Consider the following 24,688-nt stretch of genomic DNA (forward strand, 5'->3'; position numbering starts at 1 on the left):
CTGTGCTTAATCTAGCCTTCCTACTTCATTTTTTGGTCAGTTACCTACTTTATGTCACCTTTCAAAGGCCAAACCGGCCTCAAACGCATCCTCAACGCCTCCGGTTATTCGCTGGACGGTCTGCGCGCAGCCTTCACCGGCGAAGCGGCCTTTCGGCAACTGGTGTTGCTCAACGTCATATTGATTCCGCTGTCGTTCTTCCTGAACGTCAGTCGCGTCGAGCAGGCGTTGCTGATTGCAGTCTGCCTCCTGGCGTTGATTGTCGAATTGCTCAATTCGGCAGTGGAAGCGGCCATCGACCGCATTTCCCTTGAATTACACCCGCTGTCCAAGAACGCCAAGGACATGGGCAGCGCCGCTCAGTTCGTAGCCTTGAGCATGATCGCGCTGGTCTGGGCGGTCATCCTGCTTTAAGCAATGGTAGGCAGGACGATCTCGTCGCTGCGCTGAACTCCGGCGGTGAAAGCGCGGCACAGGTCGAGGAATTCACGCATCGCCGACGTCTGATATTTCTGTTTGTGCCAGATGAAATAGAACTGCCGCGCCAGATCCAGATCCGGCGTCTCTACGGGCACCAGACTGCCGCGGCGGAAGGCATCGCGCAGTGCCAGGCGAGAAATACAGCCAATCCCCAACCCGGACTCCACCGCACGCTTGATCGCTTCGGTGTGCTCCAGTTCCAGCCGGATATTCAGCGAGCTGCGATGGTGACGCATGGCCTGGTCAAAGGTCAGTCGCGTGCCAGAGCCCTGTTCCCGCAGAATCCAGGCCTCATGGGTCAGCTCTTCCATGGTCGCCGTGCCGCGCTTGGCCAGTGGATGCTGGGGCGCGCAGAACACCACCAGCTCATCCTCGACCCAGCTCTGCACTTCGATGTCCGGATGACTGCAGTCGCCTTCGATTAGACCCAGATCAATTTCATAGTGGGCGACCTGCTGCACAATGTTGGCAGTGTTCTGCACATGCAGCTTCACCTGGCTTTCCGGATGGCGCTGCATGAAGCTGCCAATCAGCAAGGTGGCCAAGTAATTGCCGATGGTCAGGGTCGCGCCGACCGCCAGAGAGCCGAATCCCGACTTGCCATTGAGCAAGTCTTCGATTTCTTTGGACTGGTCGAGCAGCGCCACCGCTTGCGGCAGCAGCTGTTTGCCGAGGGCGTTGAGGCTCAGCCGTTTGCCGGCGCGGTCGAACAGCTGACAGCTGGACTGACGCTCTAGCTCGGTGATCGAGGTGCTCGCCGCCGATTGCGAGAGGTTGAGCAGGCCCGCAGCACGGGATACGCTTTCCTGCTGGGCGACGGCGACGAATACTTGAAGTTGACGGAGAGTAAATCGCATATCTATATAACCGATAACCCTTATCTTAATAATCCAGTTAACAGATATTGTGGCTGCCATTAGAATGCGATGCAATTGCGCACAGCAGCTCTTTTTTTGCAGAGCAGGCGCAGAGCATGCGCAGACAAAATCTCCAGGAGTCCCACGTACATGAGCAACATGAACCACGAGCGTGTCCTCAGTGTTCACCACTGGAACGACACTCTGTTCAGCTTCAAGTGCACCCGCGATCCGGGCCTGCGCTTCGAGAACGGTCAGTTCGTGATGATCGGCCTGCAACAGCCCAACGGCCGGCCGCTCATGCGCGCTTACTCGATTGCCAGCCCGAACTGGGAAGAGCATCTCGAGTTTTTCAGCATCAAGGTGCCTGATGGCCCGCTGACTTCCCAGCTGCAGCATCTGAAGGAAGGCGACGAGATCATCATCAGCAAGAAGCCTACCGGCACGCTGGTGCTGGATGACTTGAAGCCTGGCAAACATTTGTACCTGCTCAGCACCGGTACCGGTCTGGCGCCGTTCATGAGCGTCATCCAGGACCCGGAAACCTACGAGCGTTTCGAAAAAGTGATCCTGTGCCACGGCGTGCGTTACGTCAACGAAGTCGCTTACCGCGAGTTCATCACCGAGCACTTGCCGCAGAACGAGTTCTTCGGCGAGGCCCTGCGTGACAAGTTGATCTACTACCCGACCGTGACCCGCGAGCCGTTCGAGAACGAAGGTCGCCTGACCGACCTGATGCGCAGCGGCAAGCTGTTCAGCGACATCGGTCTGCCACCGATCAACCCGCAGGACGACCGCGCCATGCTGTGCGGCAGCCCGAGCATGCTCGACGAGACCAGCGAAGTGTTGAACAGCTTCGGCCTGAAAGTGTCGCCGCGGATGCGCGAGCCGGGTGATTACCTGATCGAGCGAGCGTTCGTCGAGAAGTAAACACAACGCCTGACGGCTTTGCTTTCCCTGTGGGAGCGAGCCTGCTCGCGAAAGCGGTGCGACAGTCAACTTCAATGTCGACTGACACACCGCTTTCGCGAGCAGGCTCGCTCCCACAGTGGTTTCTGGTGTTCAGGCTTTTGCGGGGATGACTTCCAGGACACGGATTACCCCGGCTTCGGGATAGTGCCAGCGTACGTCCAGGTCCCAGAACTGCGCGCCGTATTCCCGTTCGGGTGTAGGAATCTGGTACGCCGGACGTGGGTCTTGTGCAAGGCATTGCTCGATCAACTCCACCAGCGGTTCTTCGAGGCGCTGAGCATGGCCGTGAGCCTGTTGCAGCGCTGAGTCCGTCCACTGCACGGGAATCAACTGCGGCGCAGCGCTGGCGATGCTGTTGGCGGCCGTATCGATGATATCGGCGTAAGGCACGTAGGGTTTGATGTCGAGAATCGGTGTGCCGTCCAGTAGGTCGATGCCGGATATCCACAGGCGATTGGCTTCAACCTTGTCCAGCTTCACCACGGATTGGCCGATACCATTGGGCCGATGCGTCGCGCGGGTGGCGAACACACCCATGGATTTGTTACCGCCGAGACGAGGAGGGCGGACTTTCAGTCGTGGCTTTTCTTCCAGGGCCTGGTGAAACAGGAACAGCAGCCATACGTGGCTGACCTGTTCCAGGCCTTGCACTGCATCGCCCTGATCGAACGGCGCCACCAGCTCCAGCACGCCGCGAGCGGCCGGAGCCAGTTGTGGCTGACGCGGGATGGCGAACTTCTCCTTGAAGCAGGAGCGCACGAAGCCGATGGGGGAAACGCTGTAGGTCATGGTCTGGGGTCGAGGCGGGGTGAGGGTGGGCATGATAACCCGAGCAGCCGCAGGATCGGTGGTGCCTGTCAGTCCGCCTTCGCGAGCAGGCTCGCTCCCACAGTAGATCTCGGTCGGTCACAGATTTTGTGAGTACAGAAAATCCCTGTGGGAGCGAGCCTGCTCGCGATGGCCGCGCCGCCGATCTAAAGGCTAAACCCGCCATCCAGCGGAATGATATTCCCGGTCATGTAAGCGCCGGCCGTACTCGCCAGGCTGATCGCCAGTGCCGCCATCTCTTCCTCCCGGCCCCAGCGTTTCATTGGAATCAATGCCGTGTCGTCGGCCAGCGCCTGCTCATCATTGCCGATGTGCTGAGTCATCTTGCTCGGAAAACGCCCCGGCGCGATGACGTTGACGTTGATGTGCTGGCTCACCAGCTCCCGCGCCAGAATCCGCGACAGTTGATGCAGGGCCGCTTTACTCGGCCCATAGGCATAAGCCTGCTCGCCGAAGGACGAAATGCCCGCCACTGAACCGATATTGATAATTCGCGCCGGATTCGCTGCCGAACCAGCCTTGCGCAGCAGCGGCAAAAACTGCTGAATGCAGTTGAACACCGAGGTCACGTTCAGCTGCATGACCTTTTCCCAGCCCTTGACCGGGTAGCTCTCCAGCGGCGCGCCCCACGTGGTGCCAGCGTTGTTCACCAGAATATCCAGATGAGTGATCTGCTCGCCCAGTCGCGTAGCCAGTTCAAGTACGCCTTCTTCGGTGGCCAGGTTGGCCGCCACTGCGTGGCAACGACCGAATGCGCTCAATTCATCGGCCGTTTGCTGACAGGCTTCGGCATCCCGGGCGCAGACGTACACGGTGGCGCCAGCTTCGACATAAGCCTTGGCGATCATTTTGCCGATACCACGGGTGCCGCCGGTCACCAGAGCGGTGCGGCCTTGCAGGGAAAAATACGGGTGCATGGCGAATCCTGAGAGCTGAGGGTCAATACACCCTAGTCGTCAGCCGCCAGAAGCGGAGCCACTATTTTTGCGAGGAATGAGGGTCTATACGGCCAGGCCTTGAGCTGCACGCTGCAGCTCAAGGCCTGTGGGCACTTATTGCGGACGCACGCGCAGGGTCAGGCCCTTGAGGAAGTTGCGCAGCAACTGGTCGCCGCACGGGCGGTAGTTGGTGTGGCCGAACTTGCGGAACAGCGCGCTCAGCTCAGGCTTGGACACCGGGAACTCGGAGGCCTTGAGGATGGCGTGCATGTCGTCTTCTTTCAGTTCGAAAGCCACACGCAGTTTCTTCAGGATGATGTTGTTGGTCACCGGCACTTCGATCGGCTGTGGCGGACGGCTTTCGTCCTTGCCGCGCTTGAAGATCACCAGGCCATCGAGGAAATGCGCAATGACTTCATCCGGGCAGCGTACGAAGCCTTCCTCGTCTTCCTCTTTCTTGTCGAGGTACGTCACCAGGTCTTCCAGGGTCACGTCCATGCCGCCGAGCTTGATGATCTCGATGACTTTCTTGTCGCTGATGTCGAGCATGTAGCGCACGCTGCGCAGTACGTCGTTATGAATCATGGTGTGCAATCCTGATATTCAGCAGTGGGCGCCGCATTAACAGCGGCGCCAAAATGTGTGGCGGCGTGAAAAGTCTTAGAACTTCTCTTTGCCGGACAGGTAGCGCCATTGCCCCAACGGCACTTTGCCGATGGACACGCCGCCAATGCGGATGCGGCGGATGGCGACAACCTTCAGGCCTACGGCCTGGCAGAACAGGGCGATGACGCCCGGTTGTGGGTTCTTCATCGCAAAACGCAGGCGGTTTTCGTTCTGCCAGCTGGCTTTGACCGGCGGCAGTTCCTTGCCCTTGTAGGTCAGGCCGTGGTTCAGGCGGTTGAGGCCGTGAGCCACCATGTCGCCTTCAACTTCGACCACATACTCTTGCTCGATCTTGGCGGAGTCGGCAGTGAGTTTGCGCAGGATCTTCCAGTCCTGGGTGAACACCAAAAGACCGCTGGCGTTGGCCTGCAGGTCGGTGCTGGCGGTCAGGCGCAGGAAGTGGCCCTTGAGCGGACGTTTGCTGAAGCGGTGTTCTTCGCTCAAGGTCTCGGCGCTGATCGTTGCCATTGCCGTTTCCGCATCCATGCCCACGGGCACGTTCAGCAGGATGGTCACCGGTTCCGGCGCAGTGGCCTTGGCTTCAGGATCAAGCTCGACTTTCTGGTTTTCGACCTTGAACTGCGGCTCGTCGATGACTTCACCGTCCACGGTGACCCAGCCTCCCTCGATGAACAGCTCAGCCTCCCGACGGGAACAGCCGACGAGTTCGATGAGGCGTTTGGAGAGACGAATCGGGTCAGTCATGACAGGGCCGTAACAAAAAAGGGGTGGGCATTGTACCTGCCTGGCGCCGGTTAATCGCGGGTCCATTTGCTCGGTGTGGCTTTTTGTGGGAGCGAGCCTGCTCGCGATAGCGGTAGTTCAGTCAATTTATCTGTTGAATGACACACCGCTATCGTCGGAACGCCGCCCGGAGCCGGCTCACTCCTACACTTGATCCGTGTGGTGTCAGCCATGCCGCGAATGTTGCTGGTTCTGACGCAAACGCATATGCAGCAGCGGATAAGGCTGGCCCATGCCGTCATGCTCGGAGCGACCGATCACCTCGAAGCCCTGTTTGAAGTAGAAGCCCAAGGCTTGCGGGTTCTGTTCGTTGACGTCCAGTTCATCGGCATTCAGGTGTTCCATCGCATAGCGTAGCAACTGCTTGCCCAGGCCCTGGCCGCGGTGTGCCGGGTCGATGAAGAGCATTTCGACCTTGCCCGCCGCGACTCCAGCGAACCCGGTAATGCGCTGGCGCGGGTCTTTGGTGCAGATCAGCATCACCGCATCGAGGTAGCGCGTCAGCACCAGGTTCTTCAGCAGTTCGATGTAGCTGTCCGGCAGAAAGTCATGGGTGGCGCGCACCGAGGCTTCCCAGACCTGAGTGAGTTCTTCGTAGTCGCTCTGTTTCGGCGTGTGGATGACCGAATGTTGGCGCATGGCCGGCTGCCCCTTTTCCTGTGGATGTCGAGAATCCTTTCCTTACAAAACGATAGACGTAAAAAAGCCCCGCATCTCGTCAAGAGAGCGGGGCTTTTCGTATTTTTTGCGTTTAGATCTGTTCAGCCCACAGGTCGTATTCGTCGGCGTCGGTCACTTTGCACCAAACTTTATCGCCTGGCTTGAGGTTGCTGCCGTTGTCGATGAACACGTTGCCGTCGATTTCCGGGGCATCGAAGAAGCAGCGGCCGACCGCGCCCTGCTCGTCGACTTCATCGACCAATACTTCGATTTCACGGCCGATGCGCATTTGCAGGCGCGCCGAGCTGATGGCTTGCTGGTGCGCCATGAAGCGATCCCAACGGTCTTGCTTGACGTCGTCCGGCACGATGGCCGCGTCCAGCAGGTTGGCTGGTGCGCCTTCGACTGGCGAGTACTGGAAGCAGCCGACGCGGTCGAGTTGCGCTTCGGTCAGCCAGTTCAGCAGGTACTGGAAGTCTTCTTCGGTTTCGCCGGGGAAGCCGACGATGAAGGTCGAACGGATGATCAGGTCCGGGCAGATTTCGCGCCAGTTCTTGATTCGGGCCAGGGTCTTGTCTTCGAAGGCCGGGCGTTTCATCGCTTTCAGGACTTTCGGGCTGGCGTGCTGGAACGGGATGTCCAGGTACGGCAGGATTTTCCCGGCGGCCATCAGCGGAATCAGCTCGTCGACGTGCGGGTACGGGTAAACATAGTGCAGACGAACCCAGACGCCGAGGGTGCTCAGGGCTTCGCAGAGTTCGGTCATGCGGGTTTTCACCGGCGCGCCGTTCCAGAAACCGGTGCGGTATTTCACGTCGACGCCGTAGGCGCTGGTGTCTTGCGAGATCACCAACAGCTCTTTGACGCCGGCTTTGACCAGGCGCTGAGCCTCGTCCAATACATCACCGACCGGGCGGCTGACCAGTTTGCCGCGCATCGACGGGATGATGCAGAAGCTGCAGCTGTGGTTGCAGCCTTCGGAAATCTTCAGGTAGGCGTAGTGGCGCGGGGTCAGCTTGATGCCTTGCGGCGGCACCAGGTCGATCAGCGGGTTGTGATCCTGACGCGGCGGCACGGCGTCGTGCACGGCGTTGACCACCTGCTCGTACTGCTGCGGACCGGTCACGGCCAATACGCTTGGGTGTACCTTGCGAATGTTGCCTTCATCGACGCCCATGCAGCCGGTCACGATGACCTTGCCGTTTTCCTTGATGGCTTCGCCGATCACTTCAAGCGATTCAGCCTTGGCCGAGTCGATGAAGCCGCAGGTGTTGACCACCACGACATCGGCGTCCTCGTAAGTGGATACGACGTCATAGCCTTCCATGCGCAGCTGGGTAAGGATGCGCTCGGAGTCGACCAGTGCTTTGGGGCAACCCAGGGATACGAAGCCAACCTTTGGATTGGCCGGCGCAGGAGTGGTGGACATGTCTAACCTCGGTATTTGTGACGCCTCCAGCCGAAGACGGCAAGGCGACAGACGGGCGCTTTGCTGCGCCTCTGATCAAAAAGTGCGCAATTCTAGCGATGAGAGGCGCACTTGACCAGCTTTATGCAGGGAAATACGACGAGTGCTGCGCTATGCTTCGCGCCGTTACGCTTTACCGAATTTTTACAGTCAACGAAACGTCTGTAACCGTAAGTAAAACAGCGCATGCTGCACGGCAAAGCATAGTGCTTCTTATAAGAAGTCCGGGTCTGAGTAGTAGGAGTTTTGGATGGGGCAGGCAAGTAGTCAGGCAGCGGGTGCCGAGCATTCGTCGGCGAAGCCGATCGGCATGCTGGTCGCGGCAGTCGGGGTGGTTTATGGCGATATCGGCACGAGCCCGCTGTACACCCTTAAAGAAGTGTTCTCCGGACATTATGGTGTGCCGGTCAACCATGATGGGGTCTTCGGGATTCTGGCGCTGATCTTCTGGTCGTTGATCTGGGTCGTTTCGATCAAGTACGTGCTCTTTATTCTGCGCGCCGACAACCAGGGCGAAGGCGGGATCATGGCGCTGACGGCGCTGGCTCGTCGTGCATCTTCACCTTATCCGAGACTGCGTGCGGTGCTGGTGATTCTGGGATTGATCGGCGCAGCGCTGTTTTATGGCGACAGCATGATCACCCCGGCGATTTCCGTATTGTCGGCGGTGGAAGGTCTGGAGCTGGCGTTCGATGGGCTTGAGCGCTGGGTCGTGCCGCTATCGCTGGTGGTGCTGGTGGGACTGTTTCTGATCCAGAAACACGGCACAGACCGAATCGGTAAAATGTTCGGTCCGATCATGGTGTTATGGTTTGTGGTGCTGGGCGGGCTCGGTGTCAGCGGCATCATTCAGCATCCTGAAGTCCTCAATGCACTGAATCCAGTCTGGGGCGTGAGGTTCTTCACGGTGCATCCGGGCATGGGGTTGGCGATTCTTGGCGCCGTGGTGCTGGCGTTGACCGGTGCCGAGGCCTTGTACGCGGACATGGGCCACTTTGGTCGCAAGCCGATCGCTCGCGCCTGGTTCGCCTTGGTTTTGCCGGCACTGGTGCTGAACTATTTCGGCCAGGGCGCTTTGCTGTTGGGCGACCCGGAAGCAGCGCGTAACCCGTTCTACCTGTTGGCGCCGAACTGGGCGTTGATTCCGCTGGTGGTGCTGTCGACGTTGGCCACGGTGATCGCTTCGCAAGCGGTGATTTCCGGTGCGTTCTCGCTGACCCGTCAGGCGATCCAGCTGGGTTACATCCCGCGCATGCACATTCAGCACACCTCCAGCGCCGAGCAGGGGCAGATTTACATTGGCGCGGTGAACTGGGCGCTGATGGTCGGGGTGATCCTGCTGGTCATTGGCTTTGAGTCTTCAAGCGCCCTGGCTTCGGCCTATGGCGTGGCGGTGACCGGGACCATGCTGATCACCAGTATTCTGGTGTCTGCGGTTATGTTGCTGCTGTGGAAATGGCCACCGGTGCTGGCGGTGCCGATTCTGATTGGCTTCGTGCTGGTAGACGGGCTGTACTTCGCTGCCAACGTGCCGAAAATCATTCAGGGCGGTGCCTTTCCGGTTCTGGCGGGGATCGTGCTGTTTGTCCTGATGACCACCTGGAAGCGCGGTAAAGAGCTGCTCGTGGATCGACTGGACGAGGGCGGCCTGCCGCTGCCGATCTTTATCAGCAGTATTCGTGTGCAGCCGCCGCATCGGGTCCAGGGCACCGCCGTGTTCCTGACCGCACGCCCGGACGCGGTGCCCCACGCCTTGTTGCACAACCTGTTGCATAACCAAGTGCTGCACGAGCAAGTGGTGCTGCTGACGGTGGTGTACGAAGACATCCCGCGGGTGCCGGCATCACGGCGTTTCGAGGTTGATTCCTACGGCGAAGGTTTCTTCCGGGTGATCCTGCATTTCGGCTTCATCGACGAGCCGGACGTGCCGCAAGCGTTGAAGTTGTGTCATCTCGATGACCTGGACTTCAGCCCGATGCGCACCACCTACTTCCTCAGCCGCGAGACGGTCATCGCCTCCAAGCTCGAAGGCATGGCCCGCTGGCGTGAGGCGTTGTTCGCCTTCATGTTGAAGAACGCCAACGGCAATTTGCGCTTCTTCAATCTGCCGCTGAACCGGGTGATTGAACTGGGGACGCAGGTAGAGATGTAAGCAACATCAAAAAGCCCCCGTTGCCATGAAGGCAGCGGGGGCTTTTTCGTGGGCTGGACTCAGATCACTCTTGAGCCGCCGTCTCCTTCGCTTGGCGCTTCTCGATGATATCCACCAACCGCTGCGCCAGCTTCGGGTAGTTCTCGTCGAAGTGATGACCGCCAGGCAATTTCATCGCCTCTCCAACCGCGGTCTTGTCGGTACAGCCGCTCTCGTCGACTTCCTCTTCACCATAGATGCACACCACTTTCTCCGGCGGCAGCTTGGCCATTTCCGGGCCGGTGGCGGCTTCTTTGCCGGCGTTGCCGAGCCAGCCTTCGACTTCGATTTCGAAGCTGCCGGTGCGGGCGAAGGCCAGCAGGATGATTGCGTCGACGCGTTGCTGCTCCGATGGCTCCAGGCGGTTGTAGATCGCCGGCAGGACGTCGGCGCCGAACGAGTAACCGGTAAGGATGAAGCGCTTGGAGCCCCATTTCTGCCGGTAGTGCTGCATCAGCTCGGCGAGGTCCAGGGCGCTTTGCTCGGGGCTCTTGTGTTGCCAGTAGTAGCGCAGGGTGTCGATGCCGACAACCGGGTAGCCGATCTTCGCCATCTCGCCCGCTACGTCGCGGTCAAGGTCACGCCAGCCGCCGTCGCCGGACAGGAACAGGGTCACGGTGTCCTTGGCCTGGCCGGCGGGCACTTCGACCACCGGGATCTGCAAGCCGCCAGAAGCTTTGTCGCCACCCACGAGGATCTTGCGCAACTCGTTGTTCAGCACTTGCGGCAGGTTGATGTCGTAGTCGCTGATGCTGGTTTCGGCGTTGGGTTGGTCTCGCACGAAGCCGGCGCTGGTGTCGTCCGGGTTGTCGTTCCAGGCCACCAGCCAGTGCCCGTGAGCGGCGCTTTTCGGTAGCAGGTGGGTGCAGCCTGGTTTTTCCAGGGCCAGGTCCACCGAGACGGCCTGGGCCTTGTCGCTCTTCTGCTCGGACAACCAGCGCCATGCCAGCACGGCGCCAGGGCCGATGCCGCTGACCAGGGTCGCCGGGCCTTTGAGTTCTCTCAGGGCTGATTGCAGGGCGCGACTTTGCAGCAGGCAGTCTTTGGGCAGGATCACCTGAACAATCTGCGCCGAACCGGTGCGGCTCAGGGTCATCAACTGTTTGTTGCTGAGCTTCTGGTCTTCATTGACCGCCACCAGTACCTGGGCGCGTGGCGTGTTGCCGGGGATGACACGGGTCATCGCGGCGCCATTGGCCGGCGTCAGCTGTTCGAGGGTCGGTTCGGGCGCCGGGCGTTTCAGGTACCAGTAACCGCCACCGAGAATCAGGGCCAGCACTACCAGTGTGGCCAGTACGTACCGCAAGGAGCGTTGAATCATCAGCGTTTCACCAATCCAGTCAAGCCGCCCGCAATCAGGGCAGCAGTGTCGGCCAGGGCAACCAGCGGATCGAGTCCGGCGGGCACGGCCATATAACGGGGTTCCCAGTCTGGCTGGAACTTGTCTTTGAAGCGGCGCAAGCCTTGGAAGTTGTAGAGCTGCTCACCACGGCGGAAAACCATCGAGCCCAGACGCTGGGTCAGTGGTGCGCCACGACGGGGTTGCAACCCCGACAACGGCACCATGCCCAGGCTGAAGCGCGCGTATCCATGATTTTTATAATGTTGAATCAGGCCGACCATCATGAACTCCATGGTCAGCTTGGGGGCATCCGGGTGTGCGCGCATCAGGTCGAGACTGGCCAGGTCATGGCCATACGTCTCGAGCAGGTTGGCGAACGCCACCGGACGCCCTTCGAAACGAATCACCGCGACGCGGAAATGCTTGATGTAGTCATCGCTGAAACGGCCGAGCGAGAAGCCTTTCTCGCGCACGTTCTTGCCGGTCAGCCAGGCATCGGAAATCATCTTGAGTTCATCCATCGGCGCTTGCCCCGGATCAAAGATCTCCAGCGACAGGCCATCGCGAGTGCCGCGGTTCCAGGTGTAGCGCAGGTCTTTCATCTCTTTGCCTTTGGCCTCGAGATCAAAGCGAAGCAGATCGACCCGGGCTTCTTCGCCGAGTTTGATCGCGGTCAGGCCGATGTCCATGTAGTACGGCAGGTTCTCGGCGCGCACTTGGTAGAACACAGGACGGGCGTGGTGGATGTCGCAAAGGTCGCGGAACTGCCAAATCATTTCCGCCCGTTGCTGGGTCGGGCCGATCGGGTCATACAAAGCCACCAGGCTGCGACCACGGCGTGCGTACATCAGGAACGCCTGGTCGTTGGGGTGAAACAGCAGTGCCTTGTCACCGGTCAGAGCGAGGCCACCATCCGGTTGTGCGGAGGCCATCAGGATCTTTACCGCGCGGTCCAGTTCATCGGGCGTTGGCAGATGGATCACCGGGCGCGCGGTGCGCAGCAGCCAGGTCAGGGACACCACCACCAGCAGCACGGCGGCGCCGAGCAGCGAGCGCAAGCCACGCGGGGCATCGGCGTCGAGGGTGAACTGCCACCAGAGCTGATGACTGTAGGGGACGTCCTGATAGGCGAACAGCAACAGCCAGATCGACGCACCGAGTACGCACAGGCTCGCCACCAGATACAGCGGCGAGAACGGCACCTCGGTCAGACGACTGGGGCGATAGAACGAGCTGCGGAAAACCCCCAGTAAGCTCGCAGTCAGCGTCAGCAAGCAGGCTTCTTCCCAATCGAAGCCCTTGAGCAACGAGAGCAGGGCAGCGACCAGCAACAAGATGGTGGTCAGCATCCAGGCGGCCGATAGTCGGCGGCGCAACCCTTGGGCCAGCAGCAAGCAAAGCACGCCGATCAGGCTGGCCCCGAAGTGCGAGGCGTCGACCAGTCGATGCGGGATCAGAAAGCCGATGTGTTCCAGGCGTGTGTCGATTTCCGGGGTGGCGCCGGAGAACAACAGCACCACGCCGGACAGAAATACCAGCACCGCCAGAATCGGCGCGGCCAGGCCGGACGCCACCCTTAAGGACTGACGCGATTGAAACAGGCGCTGACCTTCATTGATCAGCAGGAATACGCAGGCCACCAGCAACGGCAGCACCACGTAGATCAGGCGATAGAGCAGCAGGGCGGCAGCGAGTGGCGCGGCACCGAGTTTGTCGGAAAAGGCGGCCAGCAAAATCGCTTCGAACACCCCGACCCCGCCGGGAACGTGACTGAGCACCCCGGCGGCCAGGGCCAGCAGGTACACCAGCAGGAACGCGCCGAAGGGCGGTGCTTCAGGCAGCAACAGATAGAGCACAGTTGCCGCGGCGGCAACGTCCAAGGCCGTGATGATCAGTTGCAGGAACGTCAGGCGTCGGCCCGGCAGGCGCAAGGTGCGGCGTCCAACCTTGACCAGCAGGTTGTCCGGGTAAGGTTGCTCTGGCAGGCGGCGGCGGTAAATCCCGATGGCCAGTACGCTGAAGAGCAGCAAAACGGCCACGGCGATGGCACCCAGCAACGTCTGGGACAGACCCAGGGCGGCAGAAGCGCCAGGCAGGTTGCTGAGGGTGGCGAGGGCGGCCAGTGGGGGCAGGGCGCAGCCGAGCGAGAGGCTGGCGAACAGCGTCATGTGAGCGACTTCAGAAGCGCCCAGACCATGACGTGCATATAAACGGTAGCGAACCGAGCCCCCCGAGAGCATCGAAAGGCCAATGGCATTGCCGATGGCGAATGCGGTAAACCCACCCAGAGCCAGGATTCGTGGCGCCAGTGTCACGCCTGCGTAGCGGCTGGCCGACCATTCGTAGCCCAGCAGGATAATGAAGCCGACCACGGTCGCGCCTAGTGCGCCCAATAAGGCCGGTTTCGGAACGTCGAGAATCGAGTCGTGCAGAGCGTACAGATCGAGTTCGCTCAGCAGGTGGCGACAGGCAATCAGCGCGATAGCGAACAACAGCAAAGTGACTGCCAGGCCGATGGGCTGGCGATATTTGCTGATTCGATCAAGCAAGCGCAGCCGCTCGGCCTTGATCGGTTGTGTCGCTGTGACGGTGTCTTGTGGATCAGACGAGTTGGCGCGCATCAATCACCTCTTGGATTGTGCGCGACAGGATGGGGGTATCCAGCCAAGTTACCAATCCCTGTAGAAAAAAATAATCACAAATATTAACGCCTCTCACCGGGTATCGGCGATGGTACGTCATCAGTCGTAGAAGGTTCTGTCTGTGGCTCAGCATAGTCTGGGCTCAGAACATCGGGGATCCCGAACGGCTCGGTACACAGTGGCAGATCATTGTTGCGAAAGGGCTTTTTCAGCAGATACAAAAAAGGCCACTCTTTCGAGTAGCCTTTTTTGATGTTTGGTTGCGGGAGCCGGATTTGAACCGACGACCTTCGGGTTATGAGCCCGACGAGCTACCAGACTGCTCCATCCCGCGTCTGTGTGGCGGCATTCTACAGGCGAACGCTAGAGTGTCAACCGTTAATCCTGAATAGGGTCAAATAAGCGTAAATGAGCGGCGAACGGTCGTGAGGAAGACTTAAGTTTCGGAATCGGAACGATTTCTCGTTTCTGCATCGTCAGCCGTTACCCGCTCTTTTCTATCTCGTGTTTACAAAAGAGACGCGCACAAAAAAGGCCACTCTTTCGAGTAGCCTTTTTTGATGTTTGGTTGCGGGAGCCGGATTTGAACCGACGACCTTCGGGTTATGAGCCCGACGAGCTACCAGACTGCTCCATCCCGCGTCTGTGTGGCGGCATTCTACAGGCGAACGCCGGAGTGTCTACCGTTAATCCTGAATAGGGTCAAATAAACGTAAATGAGCGGCGAACGGTGATGGGGGAGACTTAAGTTTCGGAATTAGAACGAATTCTCAATCCTGCGCCGTCAGCCGTTACCCGCTCTTTTCTATCCTGTGTTTACAAAAGAGACGCGCACAAAAAAGGCCACTCTTTCGAGTAGCCTTTTTTGATGTTTGGTTGCGGGAGCCGGATTTGAACCGACGACCTTCGGGTTATGAGCCCGACGAGCTACCAGACTGCTCCATCCCGCGTCTGTGTGTCGGCATTCTACAGAGGATCGGCAGGCTGTCAACCTTCAACCCAGAGAAAACCTCTTCCCGTTCAATCGCTTAGCTTGAAAACAGGGCTGAGTGATGGGCTGTAAGGTCGGTGTGGCAAGGCTTTCAGCTCTATCGGGTGAAGCTTTTCGATTAAGAAAATAAATTCATCGGCACTTTTCCTACAAGTAGAAAAGAACATTCAGAGTACTGGTGCTATATACAGGTGTCAGTGAGATACTGCCGATCTGACTCGCCAGTACTCCATTTCTTCACCATGAACACTGCTTTTATATGACGCAGCGAAAAATCATCCACGTCGATTGTGACTGCTTCTACGCCGCCATCGAGATGCGTGACGACCCGCGCCTGGCCGGGAAGCCTCTGGCAGTGGGCGGTTCTGCGGATCGACGTGGAGTGATCGCCACCTGCAATTATGAGGCGCGGGCTTATGGGGTGCGCTCGGCCATGTCTTCCGGACATGCCATGAAGCTGTGCCCGGACCTGACCATCGTCAAGCCACGCATGGAGGCCTATAGAGAAGCCTCTAAAGAAATTCACACGATCTTTCGCGATTACACCGACTTGATCGAGCCGCTTTCCCTGGATGAGGCCTACCTCGACGTATCGGACAGTGCGCATTTCGGTGGCAGCGCCACGCGGATTGCCCAGGACATTCGCCGTCGCGTCTCTAATCAACTGCACATCACCGTTTCGGCGGGCGTTGCGCCGAACAAGTTTCTGGCCAAGATCGCCAGCGACTGGAAGAAGCCAAACGGCTTGTTCGTCATTACGCCGGATCAGGTCGAGGATTTTGTCAGTGGTTTGCCAGTGAGCAAGTTACACGGCGTTGGCAAAGTGACCGCGGACAAATTAGGCAGGCTTGGCATCGTCGATTGTTCACATCTGCGCGAATGGGACAAGTTGGCGCTTGTGCGCGAATTCGGCAGCTTCGGCGAGCGACTCTGGAGCCTGGCTCGTGGGATCGATGACCGGTTGGTGCACAACGACAGTCGTCGGCAGTCGATCAGTGTCGAAAACACCTACGACGTGGACTTGCCGGATCTGGTGAGCTGCCTCGATAAATTACCCGAGCTACTGGAAACCCTGGCCGGCCGCATGGCGCGAATCGACAGCAGCTATCGACCGGGCAAGCCGTTCGTCAAAGTGAAATTCCATGACTTCACCCAGACCACTCTGGAGCAGGCCGGGGCAGGGCGGGATCTGGGGAGCTATCAGTTGTTGCTGACCCAGGCGTTCAATCGCGGCGGGAAACCGGTGCGGTTGCTGGGGATTGGGGTGCGGCTGGAGGATTTGCGGGGCGGGTTTGAGCAGATGGAGTTGTTTGAGCGGTAGTGGAAGCGTTTTGATTCGGCGGTGAATGACAGCCCGTCATCGCGAGCAGGCTCACTCCCACATTAGGCCGAGTTCGTTTGAACAACCCGATCAACTGTGGGAGCGAGCCGGCTCCGGGCGGCGTTCCGACGATGCTTTTGCTTTTAATTCGGTCCCGGATCCGCAACCAGTCGCCCGGCATCCTTGGTCAATGACTTGAGGAATTCGGTCTGCAACTCAGGATCGTTGCGCGTCAGTTCGATCAGGCTCTGTTCCAGCTCGGTGGCTTCTTCTTCCAGGCCCAGTTCCGACAAACGTTTGACCCGGTGTACCCACTGGCTCACTTCGTCGTCTTCGAGGTCGTCGTAAATCAGCCCGTGAGCTTCAAGCAGCTTGCCGCGCAAGGAGCTACTGACCGCCAGGGACGAGTTGGTATGCACGTCGTCCTGAGTATTCTGGACACTGATCAGCAGCCGGCTCAGATGATTGATGTCGTGTTCTGCGAACGGGCTGTCCAGCAGGTTCACGCGCAATACACCGTTTTTGTCGGTACTCATCTCGAACGTTTCCTTGCCGGCCTTGACCTCAACCGGACGCTCGCTCCATGGCAGGCTTGAGTATTCGGTGCGCTTGTCGAGCTGGACCTCGTCGATTCCCGCCAGGTTCTGTTGCGCGCGACCATGAGACTGCACGTTCATGAACGGGTTGAGCCCGGCGAAACCGTAGCTCAACCAGTCTTTCGTCACGCTGTCCGGCAGGTTGCCGAGGGCGAACACGTTGACCACGTTCGCACCGACACCGGCCACCACGGCCACCGCACCCAGCGGGATCTCGTAAGCCTCCCGCCAGGGTTGGTAAGGCGTGTAGCGGTCGTAGTGGCGTGTGACTTCGAATTCGGTGACTTCGAAAGTCTTCTGCTCGTGGATCTTCACCCGACGTTGGGGCAGCTCAAGCACCTTGGGCTCACCGACATCAATCTGCAGGCTGTGATCGAGCAATTTACGCTCGACACGTTCCTCGTGCTCGCTGCGTTGTGACATGTGATTGGCACAGCCGCTGACCAGCAGGGTGCCGCACAGGGCGGCACCACCGAGGCCTAAGGTGTTTCGCTTGAACATGACTTCTCTATCTGGTGTCAGCGGCGGATACGGGACTGAAGGAAGGACAGCACGTCTGCGACCGGCAGCGCTTGCGCGTCGGGTTCGGTGCGGCTCTTGTATTCAAGATTGCCTTCGGCGAGGCCGCGGTCACTGACCACGATCCGGTGAGGAATGCCGATCAGCTCCATGTCCGCGAACTTGATGCCCGGGCTGGTTTTCTTGTCGCGGTCGTCCAGCAGTACTTCGAAGCCGGCGGCAGTCAATTCTGCATACAGCTTGTCGGTGGCTTCGCGAACCTGTTCGGTTTCATAGCGCAGCGGTACCAGAGCGATCTGGAACGGGGCCAGCGTGTCACTCCAGATGATCCCGTTGGCGTCGTTGTTCTGCTCGATGGCCGCAGCCACCACGCGGGAAACACCGATGCCGTAGCAACCCATTTCCAGGGTGACTGGCTTGCCATTCTCGCCCAGCACTTCGCACTTCATCGCTTTGCTGTACTTGTTGCCCAGCTGGAAGATGTGCCCGACTTCGATGCCGCGCTTGATTTCCAGGGTGCCCTTGCCATCCGGGCTCGGATCGCCGGCGACCACGTTGCGCAGGTCGGCAACGGTCGGAACCGGCAGATCACGCTCCCAGTTCACGCCGAAGTAGTGTTTGTCGTCGATGTTGGCGCCGATGCCAAAGTCGCTCATCAATTCGACGGAACGGTCGATGATGATTGGCAGCGGCAGATTCAACGGGCCCAGGGAGCCGGCGCCGGCGCCAATGGCGTCGCGCAGTTCGGCTTCGGAGGCCATGACCAGCGGGCTGGCAACGCCAGGCTGGTTGCCGGCCTTGATTTCGTTCAGCTCGTGGTCGCCACGGATGATCAGGGCAATCAGCTTGCCTTTCTCTTCAGCGTGAACCACCAGGGTCTTGATGGTCTTTTCAATCGGCAGGTTGAAGCCTTCGACCAATTGCGCGATGGTCTTGGCGTTCGGCGTGTCGACCAGGCGCAGCTCTTCGGCAGGTGCGGCGCGGGAAGTCTCGCGTGGCACGGCTTCGGCTTTCTCGATGTTCGCGGCGTAGTCGGAACCGTTGCTGAAGACGATATCGTCTTCGCCGGATTCGGCCAGCACGTGGAACTCGTGGGAGCCAGCACCACCGATCGAGCCGTTGTCGGCTTCAACCGGGCGGAACTTCAGGCCCAGACGGGTGAACACGTTGCAATACGCCTGGTGCATACGGTCGTAGGTGACCTGCAGCGATGGCTGGTCAGCGTGGAAGGAGTAGGCGTCCTTCATGATGAATTCGCGACCGCGCATCAAACCGAAGCGTGGACGGATTTCGTCACGGAATTTGGTCTGGATCTGGTACAGGTTGATCGGCAGCTGTTTGTAGCTGCTCAACTCGTTGCGCATCAGGTCAGTGATGACTTCTTCGTGAGTCGGGCCGGCGCAGAAATCGCGACCGTGGCGATCCTTGAAGCGCAACAATTCAGGGCCGTATTCTTCCCAGCGACCGGATTCCTGCCACAGCTCAGCCGGTTGGGTGCTCGGCATCAACACTTCGAGAGAGCCCGCGGCGTTCATTTCTTCACGAACGACGGCTTCGACCTTGCGCATCACTCGCAAGCCCATCGGCAGCCAGGTGTACAGGCCCGAGGCGAGTTTGCGGATCATGCCGGCGCGCAGCATCAGCTGATGGCTGATCACGACCGCGTCGGAAGGCGTTTCTTTCTGTGTGGCGAGCAAAAATTGACTGGTGCGCATGGTTGGCCGTTGTCGGTTGCTGATGACGAGAAATGACGGAGCATTGTACGGGCGAGATCTGCTGGCGTACAGGCGTGCGGTCGGCGGGGTGTGGCGGGAGAGCGGGAACCCCCGCGCCCTCTGCGCTGCTTCCTGCTTGAGAGTCTACGATTCTTCCGCGACCTGGGTCGGAACCGGTTCTGGTGCTGGCGTTGGCGTCGGGCCTTCGCGACGGCTTTCCTGGAACCAGTGCAACGCGATCAACAGCAGCGTCGGAACGCCCAGCAGGGCAGTGATCAGGAAGAAATTGTGATAACCGAATTTCTCCACCATGACCCCCGAGTAGCCGCCGATCAGGCGTGGCAGCAAGAGCATGATCGAGCTGAGCAGGGCGTACTGGGTCGCGGAGAACTTCAGGTTGGTCAGGCTCGACAGGTAGGCGACAAACGCCGAGGTCGCCAGGCCCGAACTGAAGTTATCCAGGGAAATGGTGAGGATCAGCATGTTCAGGTTGGCGCCCATGTCGGCGAGCATCAGGAACAGCAGGTTGGTGCCGGCTGATGCAATGCCGCCGATGAGCAGAATCGGCAAGATACCGAAGCGCACGATCAACAGGCCGCCCATGCCGGCGCCGACCAGGGTCATGATCAGGCCAAAGACTTTACTGACGCTGGCAATCTGATCCTTGGTGAAGCCTTGGTCGATGTAGAACACGTTAGCCATCACGCCCATGACCGTATCGGACATCCGATAGGTGGCGATCAGCCCGAGCAGCAGGAACGCTTGCCAGCGGTAGCGCAGAATGAAGTCGTTGATCGGCGTCAGCACCGGCGCCAGGCCGCGGCGGCCAATGGCCGACAGGCACAGCGCGGTGAGCGTGGTGTAGAGGATCGCTCGCAGGAACGCGCGGTCTTCGAGCAGCAGGTTGAGCAGGCTCACGCCTTGGAAGAGCACGCTGGCAAAATCGGTGTTGTACAACTGGGTGAACATGGCCGGCACGGAAACCAGCAGCACGATCAGCACAAACACCGATGCCAGTTGATGCACAAAGCTGTAGCGCCCGGCCTGAAGCTGCGTGCGCAGCGGCACCGGCGGTTCGCGCATGAAAAAGGAGGTCAGCAACGCCGGAACCATCAAGACGCCGAACAGGATGTAGGTGCCGGCCCATGCCGAATGCTTATAGTTGAAACCGGTGGAGCCGAAGCCTTCAGCGAAGAACAGGGCGCCGGCGGTGGCCAGCAGCGCGGCGATCCGATAACCAGACATGTAACTGGCGGCGAGGGCGGCCTGACGAGTATCGTCGGCGATTTCCAGGCGATAGGCGTCGACCGCGATGTCTTGCGTCGCCGAAGCGAAGGCGACAACCACAGCAATAGCGATCAGCCAGGACAAATGCTTTTGCGGGTCGCAGAAACCCATCCCGATCAGGCCGAGAATGACCAGTGCCTGGGAGAGCACCAGCCAGGAACGTCGGCGACCGAGCTTGCCGAGAAATGGCAGGCGCCATTGGTCGAGCAGCGGTGACCAGACCCATTTAAAGGCGTAGGCCAGGCCGATCAGGCTTGCATAGCCGATGGTTTCGCGAGCCACACCGGCTTCGCGCAGCCAGACCGAAAGTGTCGAAAACACCAACATGTAGGGCATGCCGGCGGCGAAACCAAGCAGCAACAGTACAAGCGTCGAGGGGCTGGCATAGGCGGCGAGCGCGGCGCGCCAGGTTTTACGGGGCATGGGCTGGAGTCTGCCTCAAGAAATACGGAAACAAAGCGCGCACTCTAACCGCTGTGCTCTACCGGGCGCCAGCCATGGCGCTGAATATCAACACGATTGTTCAGGATACTGATGCCCTCCATGCGCAAGCGTGCGCGTTGTTCGTCCCCTGACGGGCTGCCCGCAGGCAGGCTGATACGCCCGCCAGCGGCGAGCACGCGGTGCCAGGGTAATTTGCTGTCGCCCGGCAGTTGGCTCAGCGTCCGCCCGACGAAACGGGCGGCGCGACCCAGTCCCGCCAACTCGGCGAGCTGACCGTAACTCACGACTTTACCCTCTGGGACTTGCGCCAGAGTCAGGTACAGCGCCGTGCGTCGGATTTGCGCCGGACTATCGGTTTCAGCGGTTGAGTCGGTCACGTCGGCAGTTCCTGAAAAAGTTCGCCTTACCGTCTGTAGAGTAAATCCTGGATCACCTATTGAGAAATGAACTCAATAGAAATAGTCGGGTCAGTCCTTGCTAGGGTCTTATTCGTATGGATAATGCCGACTTTTTTTCGCAAACTTGAGCCTGTATTTGCTTATGTTGTCCAGAACCCTGCTGTGCCTTGCTGTCGTCAGTGCCTCCACGCCTTTGCTCGCCGATACCGTCTGGTTGAAGAACGGTGACAAGCTGAGCGGCAAGATCACTGTTTTCGATGGCGGCAAGCTGTTGATCCAGACCGAGTACGCCGGTGCCGTACCGATCGACTGGAAGCAGGTTAAAACCCTGGAAAGCGATCAGGAATTGCTGGTCAAGCAGGATGCCTACACCGGCGAAAAGGCCAAGGCGCTGCATGCGGCAGAAGACGGCAAGGTCACCCTGGCTAACGGCGAGACGCCCAAGACTGTGGAACTGGCGAGCATTCAGCAGATTCTCAAGCCCAAGCCTGTCGTCGAGGATTTGGTGTGGAAGGGTAATGTCGATGCCGCGCTGGATTATCAGCGGGCCGAGAAAGATACCGACGATTACGATATCGACTTCAAGACCACTGCGCGTCATGGTAGATGGCGACACACCGCAGAAGGCGAGTACAACCGCGAGTTTCAGGATGGCGTGGTCACTACCGACAACTGGCGGGGCGAATACTCGCTCGACCGCTTCCTGACCGAGAAGTGGTTCTGGCAGGGTCGCGCAGTCTATAAGCGCGACAAGGTCGAAGAGCTCTCTCGTCAGCGCACCGTCGGTACCGGTCCGGGTTACCAGTTCTGGGATAACGAGCTGGGCGCATTCTCGCTGGGCTCGCTGGTCAACCGCACGGACTATGAGTTCGCTGACGGCAGCAAAGAAAACTTCTATTCCGTGGCGATGAAGTGGGATTACAACCGCTACCTGATCGGCAAGAAGGTGGAGTTCTTCACGAACGGCGAAGTGGGTAAGCCGTTGTCGGGCGTGGCGGATTACGCGCTCGATGCCGAAATGGGCTTGCGCTACAAAGTGACCGAATGGGCGTCGCTTAACCTGAAGGCCGAGAGAGACATCATTAGCGGCACCGACGATGCTGATTTGGACAAGACCCGGTACACCGCAGGGTTTGGCGTGGCCTGGTAAGAAGCAAAAAATCGCAGCCATGGGCTGCGATTTTTTTTGCCTGCAAAACAGACAGGCACAAAAAAGCCCCGCTTTTGAGGGCGGGGCTTTTTACTAAAGCAAGTACAAGTTAGATAACTTGAACTTCTTCAGCTTGCATGCCTTTCTGACCGCGGGTAGCGATGAAAGAAACCTGTTGGCCTTCTTTCAGGCTTTTGAAGCCGTCGGATTGGATAGCTTTGAAGTGAACGAACAGGTCGTCACCGGATTGTGGAGTGATGAAGCCGAAGCCTTTTTCATCGTTGAACCACTTAACGGTACCAGTTTGGCGATTAGACATGGTGTAACTCCTTGAACAAAGATAACTGCGACGCAGGAAGAACCCTGGCCGAGACTGAGTGCAAAGAGCAGGAAAAATTCTTGTAGATGGTTGGATCGAAATTCAACATATCGTGTAGAGATTCTCAGTGACACAAGCAGCACAGTGGCGCCACCTTAACCCTTTTTCCGGAACGTGCCAATGCTTCCTGCGAAGGTTTCTCTGTTTTCATGACTGACGGTCCGCCGGTTTACCCGCAAGAGCCGGAAATTACGGGGGATCGGCAAGATTTGTGACCCGGACTTTGAACCCGAAGCGCGCGCCCGGTAAGATGCCGGACAGATTTTTTCCACCTCGCTATTCAGGACACCCGCCATGAGCATCAAATCGGACAAGTGGATTCGCCGCATGGCGCAAGAGCACGGCATGATCGAGCCCTTCGTAGAGCGCCAGATGCGCGGCGAAGGCGCCGACCGAGTGATTTCCTACGGCGTGTCGAGCTATGGCTACGACGTACGCTGCGCCGATGAATTCAAAGTGTTCACCAACATCAATTCGGCGACCGTTGATCCGAAGAACTTCGACGAGAAGAGCTTTGTCGACGTCAAGAGCGATGTCTGCATCATCCCGCCGAACTCCTTTGCCTTGGCACGCACCGTGGAATTCTTCCGTATTCCGCGCAATGTGCTGACGATCTGCCTGGGTAAAAGCACCTACGCGCGTTGCGGCATTATCGTCAACGTGACGCCGCTTGAGCCTGAGTGGGAAGGCCACGTGACCCTGGAGTTCTCCAACACCACCACGCTGCCGGCAAAAATCTACGCCAACGAAGGTGTGGCTCAGATGCTGTTTTTCGAATCCGACGAAGAGTGCGAAGTGTCCTACAAGGACCGTGGCGGCAAGTATCAGGGCCAGCGCGGCGTCACCCTGCCACGCACCTGATCCGTTCGTCTGGCAAGTCGTGGGAATTCTTGAGCGGGTAGACACTCTATTGGGTGTACTGCCCGGTTCGCGCAACGCGGACGGGGCCATCGCTCAGGAGTGCTTTATGAAGATCGATCCCCGAATAAGTGCCGAACTGGCAAGGCTTGAGCCCAATCAGGTTGGCGTTTTGGCCTGGTCCTTGTTGGCACATCCACCTATCAGCATGGCAGGGGGCATTCCCGGTCAGCCTGATCCCGATACCCCCAACGAACAACCTACCGAGCCCGGTGAGCCGACTCTGCCGGATGAGCCGCCTCCCGCGCCTGTTGCCTAAGGTCTGACTACATGATTCCTGCAACCTGTAGGAGCTGCCGAAGGCTGCGATCTTTTGTGGATTGCGAGATTTTATAGCCGAAAAGCAAGATCAAAAGATCGCAGGCTTCGCCAGCTCCTACAGTGATCTGTAGCGGCGGGCGAAACCTGTGATTTTTTTACTTCAGGTTGCCGCTCAGGAACTGCTTCAACCGCTCACTCTTCGGATTGCCCAACACGTCTTCCGGTGTACCTTCTTCCTCCACCAATCCCTGGTGCAGGAACAACACCTGATTCGAGACCTTACGGGCGAAGCTCATTTCGTGGGTCACCATGATCATGGTTCGGCCTTCCTCGGCCAGGCCCTGGATCACCCTGAGCACCTCACCCACCAGTTCGGGATCGAGGGCCGAGGTGGGTTCGTCGAACAGCATCACTTCCGGCTCCATGGCGAGTGCCCGGGCAATCGCCACGCGTTGTTGTTGACCGCCGGAAAGAAACGCCGGGTATTGATCCGCGACGCGCGAGGCCAGGCCCACCTTGTCGAGATAGCGTCGGGCACGGTCTTCGGCTTCCTGCTTGCTGCACCCCAGCACCCGACGCGGGGCCATGGTGATGTTTTCCAGCACCGTCATGTGGCTCCACAGGTTGAAGTGCTGGAACACCATGGCCAGGCGGGTGCGGATCCGTTGCAGTTCATCGGCATCGGCCACGTGCATGCCGTGGCGATCCTTGATCATGCGGATGTTCTGGCCGTCCATGCTCATGGCGCCGTCGTTGGGCTGTTCGAGAAAGTTGATGCAACGCAGAAACGTACTTTTGCCCGAGCCGCTGGCGCCGATCAGGCTGATGACGTCGCCGGTGTTGGCCTTGAGCGAAACGCCTTTGAGTACTTGATGATCGCCATAGCTTTTATGCAGGCCTTCAATGGTCAGTTTGTACATG

Annotated in this window: 22 protein-coding genes and 3 tRNA genes; 7 read left to right on the forward strand and 18 right to left on the reverse strand. The window is 59.0% G+C overall.

Going from position 1 to position 24,688, the window contains the following annotated elements:
* Window positions 1-51 precede the first annotated feature (51 nt).
* Entirely contained in the window at window positions 52-414 is a 363-nt protein-coding gene (locus JFU47_RS23520; RefSeq protein WP_008010143.1) for a diacylglycerol kinase, read from the forward strand.
* Here JFU47_RS23520 and JFU47_RS23525 read toward each other — a convergent pair.
* Window positions 411-1,337: a LysR family transcriptional regulator gene (locus JFU47_RS23525; protein ID WP_008153977.1), complete on the reverse strand. Its 927-nt coding sequence runs from the start codon at window positions 1,335-1,337 to the stop codon at window positions 411-413. The two genes, JFU47_RS23520 and JFU47_RS23525, sit on opposite strands and share 4 nt — an antisense overlap.
* Before the next feature lie 150 nt (window positions 1,338-1,487).
* On the opposite strand from JFU47_RS23525, the gene fpr reads away from it, so the two are divergent.
* Entirely contained in the window at window positions 1,488-2,267 is a 780-nt protein-coding gene (gene fpr / locus JFU47_RS23530) for a ferredoxin-NADP reductase (RefSeq protein ID WP_003443014.1), read from the forward strand.
* A 132-nt stretch (window positions 2,268-2,399) separates the two neighbouring features.
* On the opposite strand, the gene tsaA is transcribed toward fpr, so the two are convergent.
* The 6 genes from tsaA to rimO all read right to left on the reverse strand — a co-directional run bounded on the left by tsaA (window position 2,400) and on the right by rimO (window position 7,574).
* Window positions 2,400-3,098: a tRNA (N6-threonylcarbamoyladenosine(37)-N6)-methyltransferase TrmO gene (gene tsaA / locus JFU47_RS23535; protein ID WP_201187314.1), complete on the reverse strand. Its 699-nt coding sequence runs from the start codon at window positions 3,096-3,098 to the stop codon at window positions 2,400-2,402.
* Between the two features lie 185 nt (window positions 3,099-3,283).
* Window positions 3,284-4,054, reverse strand: coding sequence for an SDR family oxidoreductase (locus tag JFU47_RS23540; protein WP_201185958.1), 771 nt, complete (start codon window positions 4,052-4,054; stop codon window positions 3,284-3,286).
* Between the two features lie 135 nt (window positions 4,055-4,189).
* Window positions 4,190-4,660 (reverse strand): DUF1456 family protein, encoded by a 471-nt coding sequence (locus JFU47_RS23545; protein WP_150654848.1) that lies wholly within the window; start codon window positions 4,658-4,660, stop codon window positions 4,190-4,192.
* Between the two features lie 75 nt (window positions 4,661-4,735).
* Complete coding sequence (locus JFU47_RS23550) at window positions 4,736-5,446, reverse strand: rRNA pseudouridine synthase (RefSeq protein WP_008153970.1); 711 nt, start codon at window positions 5,444-5,446, stop codon at window positions 4,736-4,738.
* 204 nt (window positions 5,447-5,650) lie between these two features.
* On the reverse strand, window positions 5,651-6,124 hold the full coding sequence (locus JFU47_RS23555) for a GNAT family N-acetyltransferase (RefSeq protein WP_201185960.1): 474 nt from the start codon (window positions 6,122-6,124) through the stop codon (window positions 5,651-5,653).
* Window positions 6,125-6,236: 112 nt separating this feature from the next.
* A complete protein-coding gene (gene rimO / locus JFU47_RS23560; protein ID WP_201185962.1) occupies window positions 6,237-7,574 on the reverse strand; it encodes a 30S ribosomal protein S12 methylthiotransferase RimO in 1,338 nt (445 codons plus the stop codon).
* Window positions 7,575-7,863: 289 nt separating this feature from the next.
* Here rimO and JFU47_RS23565 point away from each other — a divergent pair, with 289 nt between their 5' ends.
* Window positions 7,864-9,765 carry a potassium transporter Kup gene (locus JFU47_RS23565; RefSeq protein ID WP_201185964.1) on the forward strand — a complete coding sequence of 634 codons (1,902 nt, stop codon included), beginning with the start codon at window positions 7,864-7,866 and terminating at the stop codon, window positions 9,763-9,765.
* A gap of 64 nt (window positions 9,766-9,829) precedes the next feature.
* On the opposite strand, the gene JFU47_RS23570 is transcribed toward JFU47_RS23565, so the two are convergent.
* The 5 genes from JFU47_RS23570 to JFU47_RS23590 all read right to left on the reverse strand — a co-directional run bounded on the left by JFU47_RS23570 (window position 9,830) and on the right by JFU47_RS23590 (window position 14,738).
* Window positions 9,830-11,125 (reverse strand): virulence factor family protein, encoded by a 1,296-nt coding sequence (locus tag JFU47_RS23570; RefSeq protein WP_140677595.1) that lies wholly within the window; start codon window positions 11,123-11,125, stop codon window positions 9,830-9,832.
* On the reverse strand, window positions 11,125-13,767 hold the full coding sequence (mprF, locus tag JFU47_RS23575; RefSeq protein ID WP_201185966.1) for a bifunctional lysylphosphatidylglycerol flippase/synthetase MprF: 2,643 nt from the start codon (window positions 13,765-13,767) through the stop codon (window positions 11,125-11,127). The genes JFU47_RS23570 and mprF overlap by 1 nt, the downstream gene beginning before the upstream one ends.
* A 278-nt stretch (window positions 13,768-14,045) precedes the next feature.
* Window positions 14,046-14,122: transfer RNA gene (locus JFU47_RS23580), tRNA-Met, on the reverse strand.
* A 231-nt stretch (window positions 14,123-14,353) separates the two neighbouring features.
* A tRNA-Met gene (locus JFU47_RS23585) sits at window positions 14,354-14,430 on the reverse strand.
* Between the two features lie 231 nt (window positions 14,431-14,661).
* Window positions 14,662-14,738, reverse strand: a tRNA-Met gene (locus JFU47_RS23590).
* Between the two features lie 300 nt (window positions 14,739-15,038).
* Here JFU47_RS23590 and dinB point away from each other — a divergent pair.
* A complete protein-coding gene (dinB, locus tag JFU47_RS23595; protein WP_123365891.1) occupies window positions 15,039-16,100 on the forward strand; it encodes a DNA polymerase IV in 1,062 nt (353 codons plus the stop codon).
* A 143-nt stretch (window positions 16,101-16,243) separates the two neighbouring features.
* On the opposite strand, the gene JFU47_RS23600 is transcribed toward dinB, so the two are convergent.
* The 4 genes from JFU47_RS23600 to JFU47_RS23615 all read right to left on the reverse strand — a co-directional run bounded on the left by JFU47_RS23600 (window position 16,244) and on the right by JFU47_RS23615 (window position 21,038).
* Complete coding sequence (locus JFU47_RS23600) at window positions 16,244-17,197, reverse strand: hypothetical protein (RefSeq protein ID WP_123365892.1); 954 nt, start codon at window positions 17,195-17,197, stop codon at window positions 16,244-16,246.
* A gap of 17 nt (window positions 17,198-17,214) precedes the next feature.
* Window positions 17,215-18,930: a proline--tRNA ligase gene (locus JFU47_RS23605; RefSeq protein WP_123365893.1), complete on the reverse strand. Its 1,716-nt coding sequence runs from the start codon at window positions 18,928-18,930 to the stop codon at window positions 17,215-17,217.
* A 144-nt stretch (window positions 18,931-19,074) separates the two neighbouring features.
* The gene (locus tag JFU47_RS23610; protein WP_201185968.1) at window positions 19,075-20,640 is read right to left on the reverse strand and encodes an AmpG family muropeptide MFS transporter; all 1,566 of its coding nucleotides are present in this window, start codon (window positions 20,638-20,640) and stop codon (window positions 19,075-19,077) included.
* Window positions 20,641-20,684: 44 nt separating this feature from the next.
* Window positions 20,685-21,038, reverse strand: coding sequence for an MGMT family protein (locus JFU47_RS23615; RefSeq protein WP_123365895.1), 354 nt, complete (start codon window positions 21,036-21,038; stop codon window positions 20,685-20,687).
* Window positions 21,039-21,201: 163 nt separating this feature from the next.
* On the opposite strand from JFU47_RS23615, the gene JFU47_RS23620 reads away from it, so the two are divergent.
* Window positions 21,202-22,209 carry a DUF481 domain-containing protein gene (locus JFU47_RS23620; RefSeq protein ID WP_140677587.1) on the forward strand — a complete coding sequence of 336 codons (1,008 nt, stop codon included), beginning with the start codon at window positions 21,202-21,204 and terminating at the stop codon, window positions 22,207-22,209.
* Between the two features lie 109 nt (window positions 22,210-22,318).
* Here the strand turns inward: JFU47_RS23620 and JFU47_RS23625 are convergent, their stop codons facing one another.
* Entirely contained in the window at window positions 22,319-22,528 is a 210-nt protein-coding gene (locus tag JFU47_RS23625) for a cold-shock protein (protein ID WP_002554837.1), read from the reverse strand.
* Between the two features lie 354 nt (window positions 22,529-22,882).
* Here JFU47_RS23625 and dcd point away from each other — a divergent pair, with 354 nt between their 5' ends.
* Window positions 22,883-23,449, forward strand: coding sequence for a dCTP deaminase (gene dcd / locus JFU47_RS23630; protein WP_074874089.1), 567 nt, complete (start codon window positions 22,883-22,885; stop codon window positions 23,447-23,449).
* 106 nt (window positions 23,450-23,555) lie between these two features.
* Complete coding sequence (locus tag JFU47_RS23635) at window positions 23,556-23,765, forward strand: hypothetical protein (RefSeq protein ID WP_017336784.1); 210 nt, start codon at window positions 23,556-23,558, stop codon at window positions 23,763-23,765.
* 157 nt (window positions 23,766-23,922) lie between these two features.
* Here the strand turns inward: JFU47_RS23635 and JFU47_RS23640 are convergent, their stop codons facing one another.
* The gene (locus tag JFU47_RS23640) at window positions 23,923-24,687 is read right to left on the reverse strand and encodes an ABC transporter ATP-binding protein (protein WP_201185976.1); all 765 of its coding nucleotides are present in this window, start codon (window positions 24,685-24,687) and stop codon (window positions 23,923-23,925) included.
* Window position 24,688 lies beyond the last annotated feature (1 nt).

The organism is Pseudomonas sp. TH39(2020) (assembly GCF_016650715.1).
Taxonomy (GTDB): Bacteria; Pseudomonadota; Gammaproteobacteria; order Pseudomonadales; family Pseudomonadaceae; genus Aquipseudomonas; species Aquipseudomonas mandelii_C.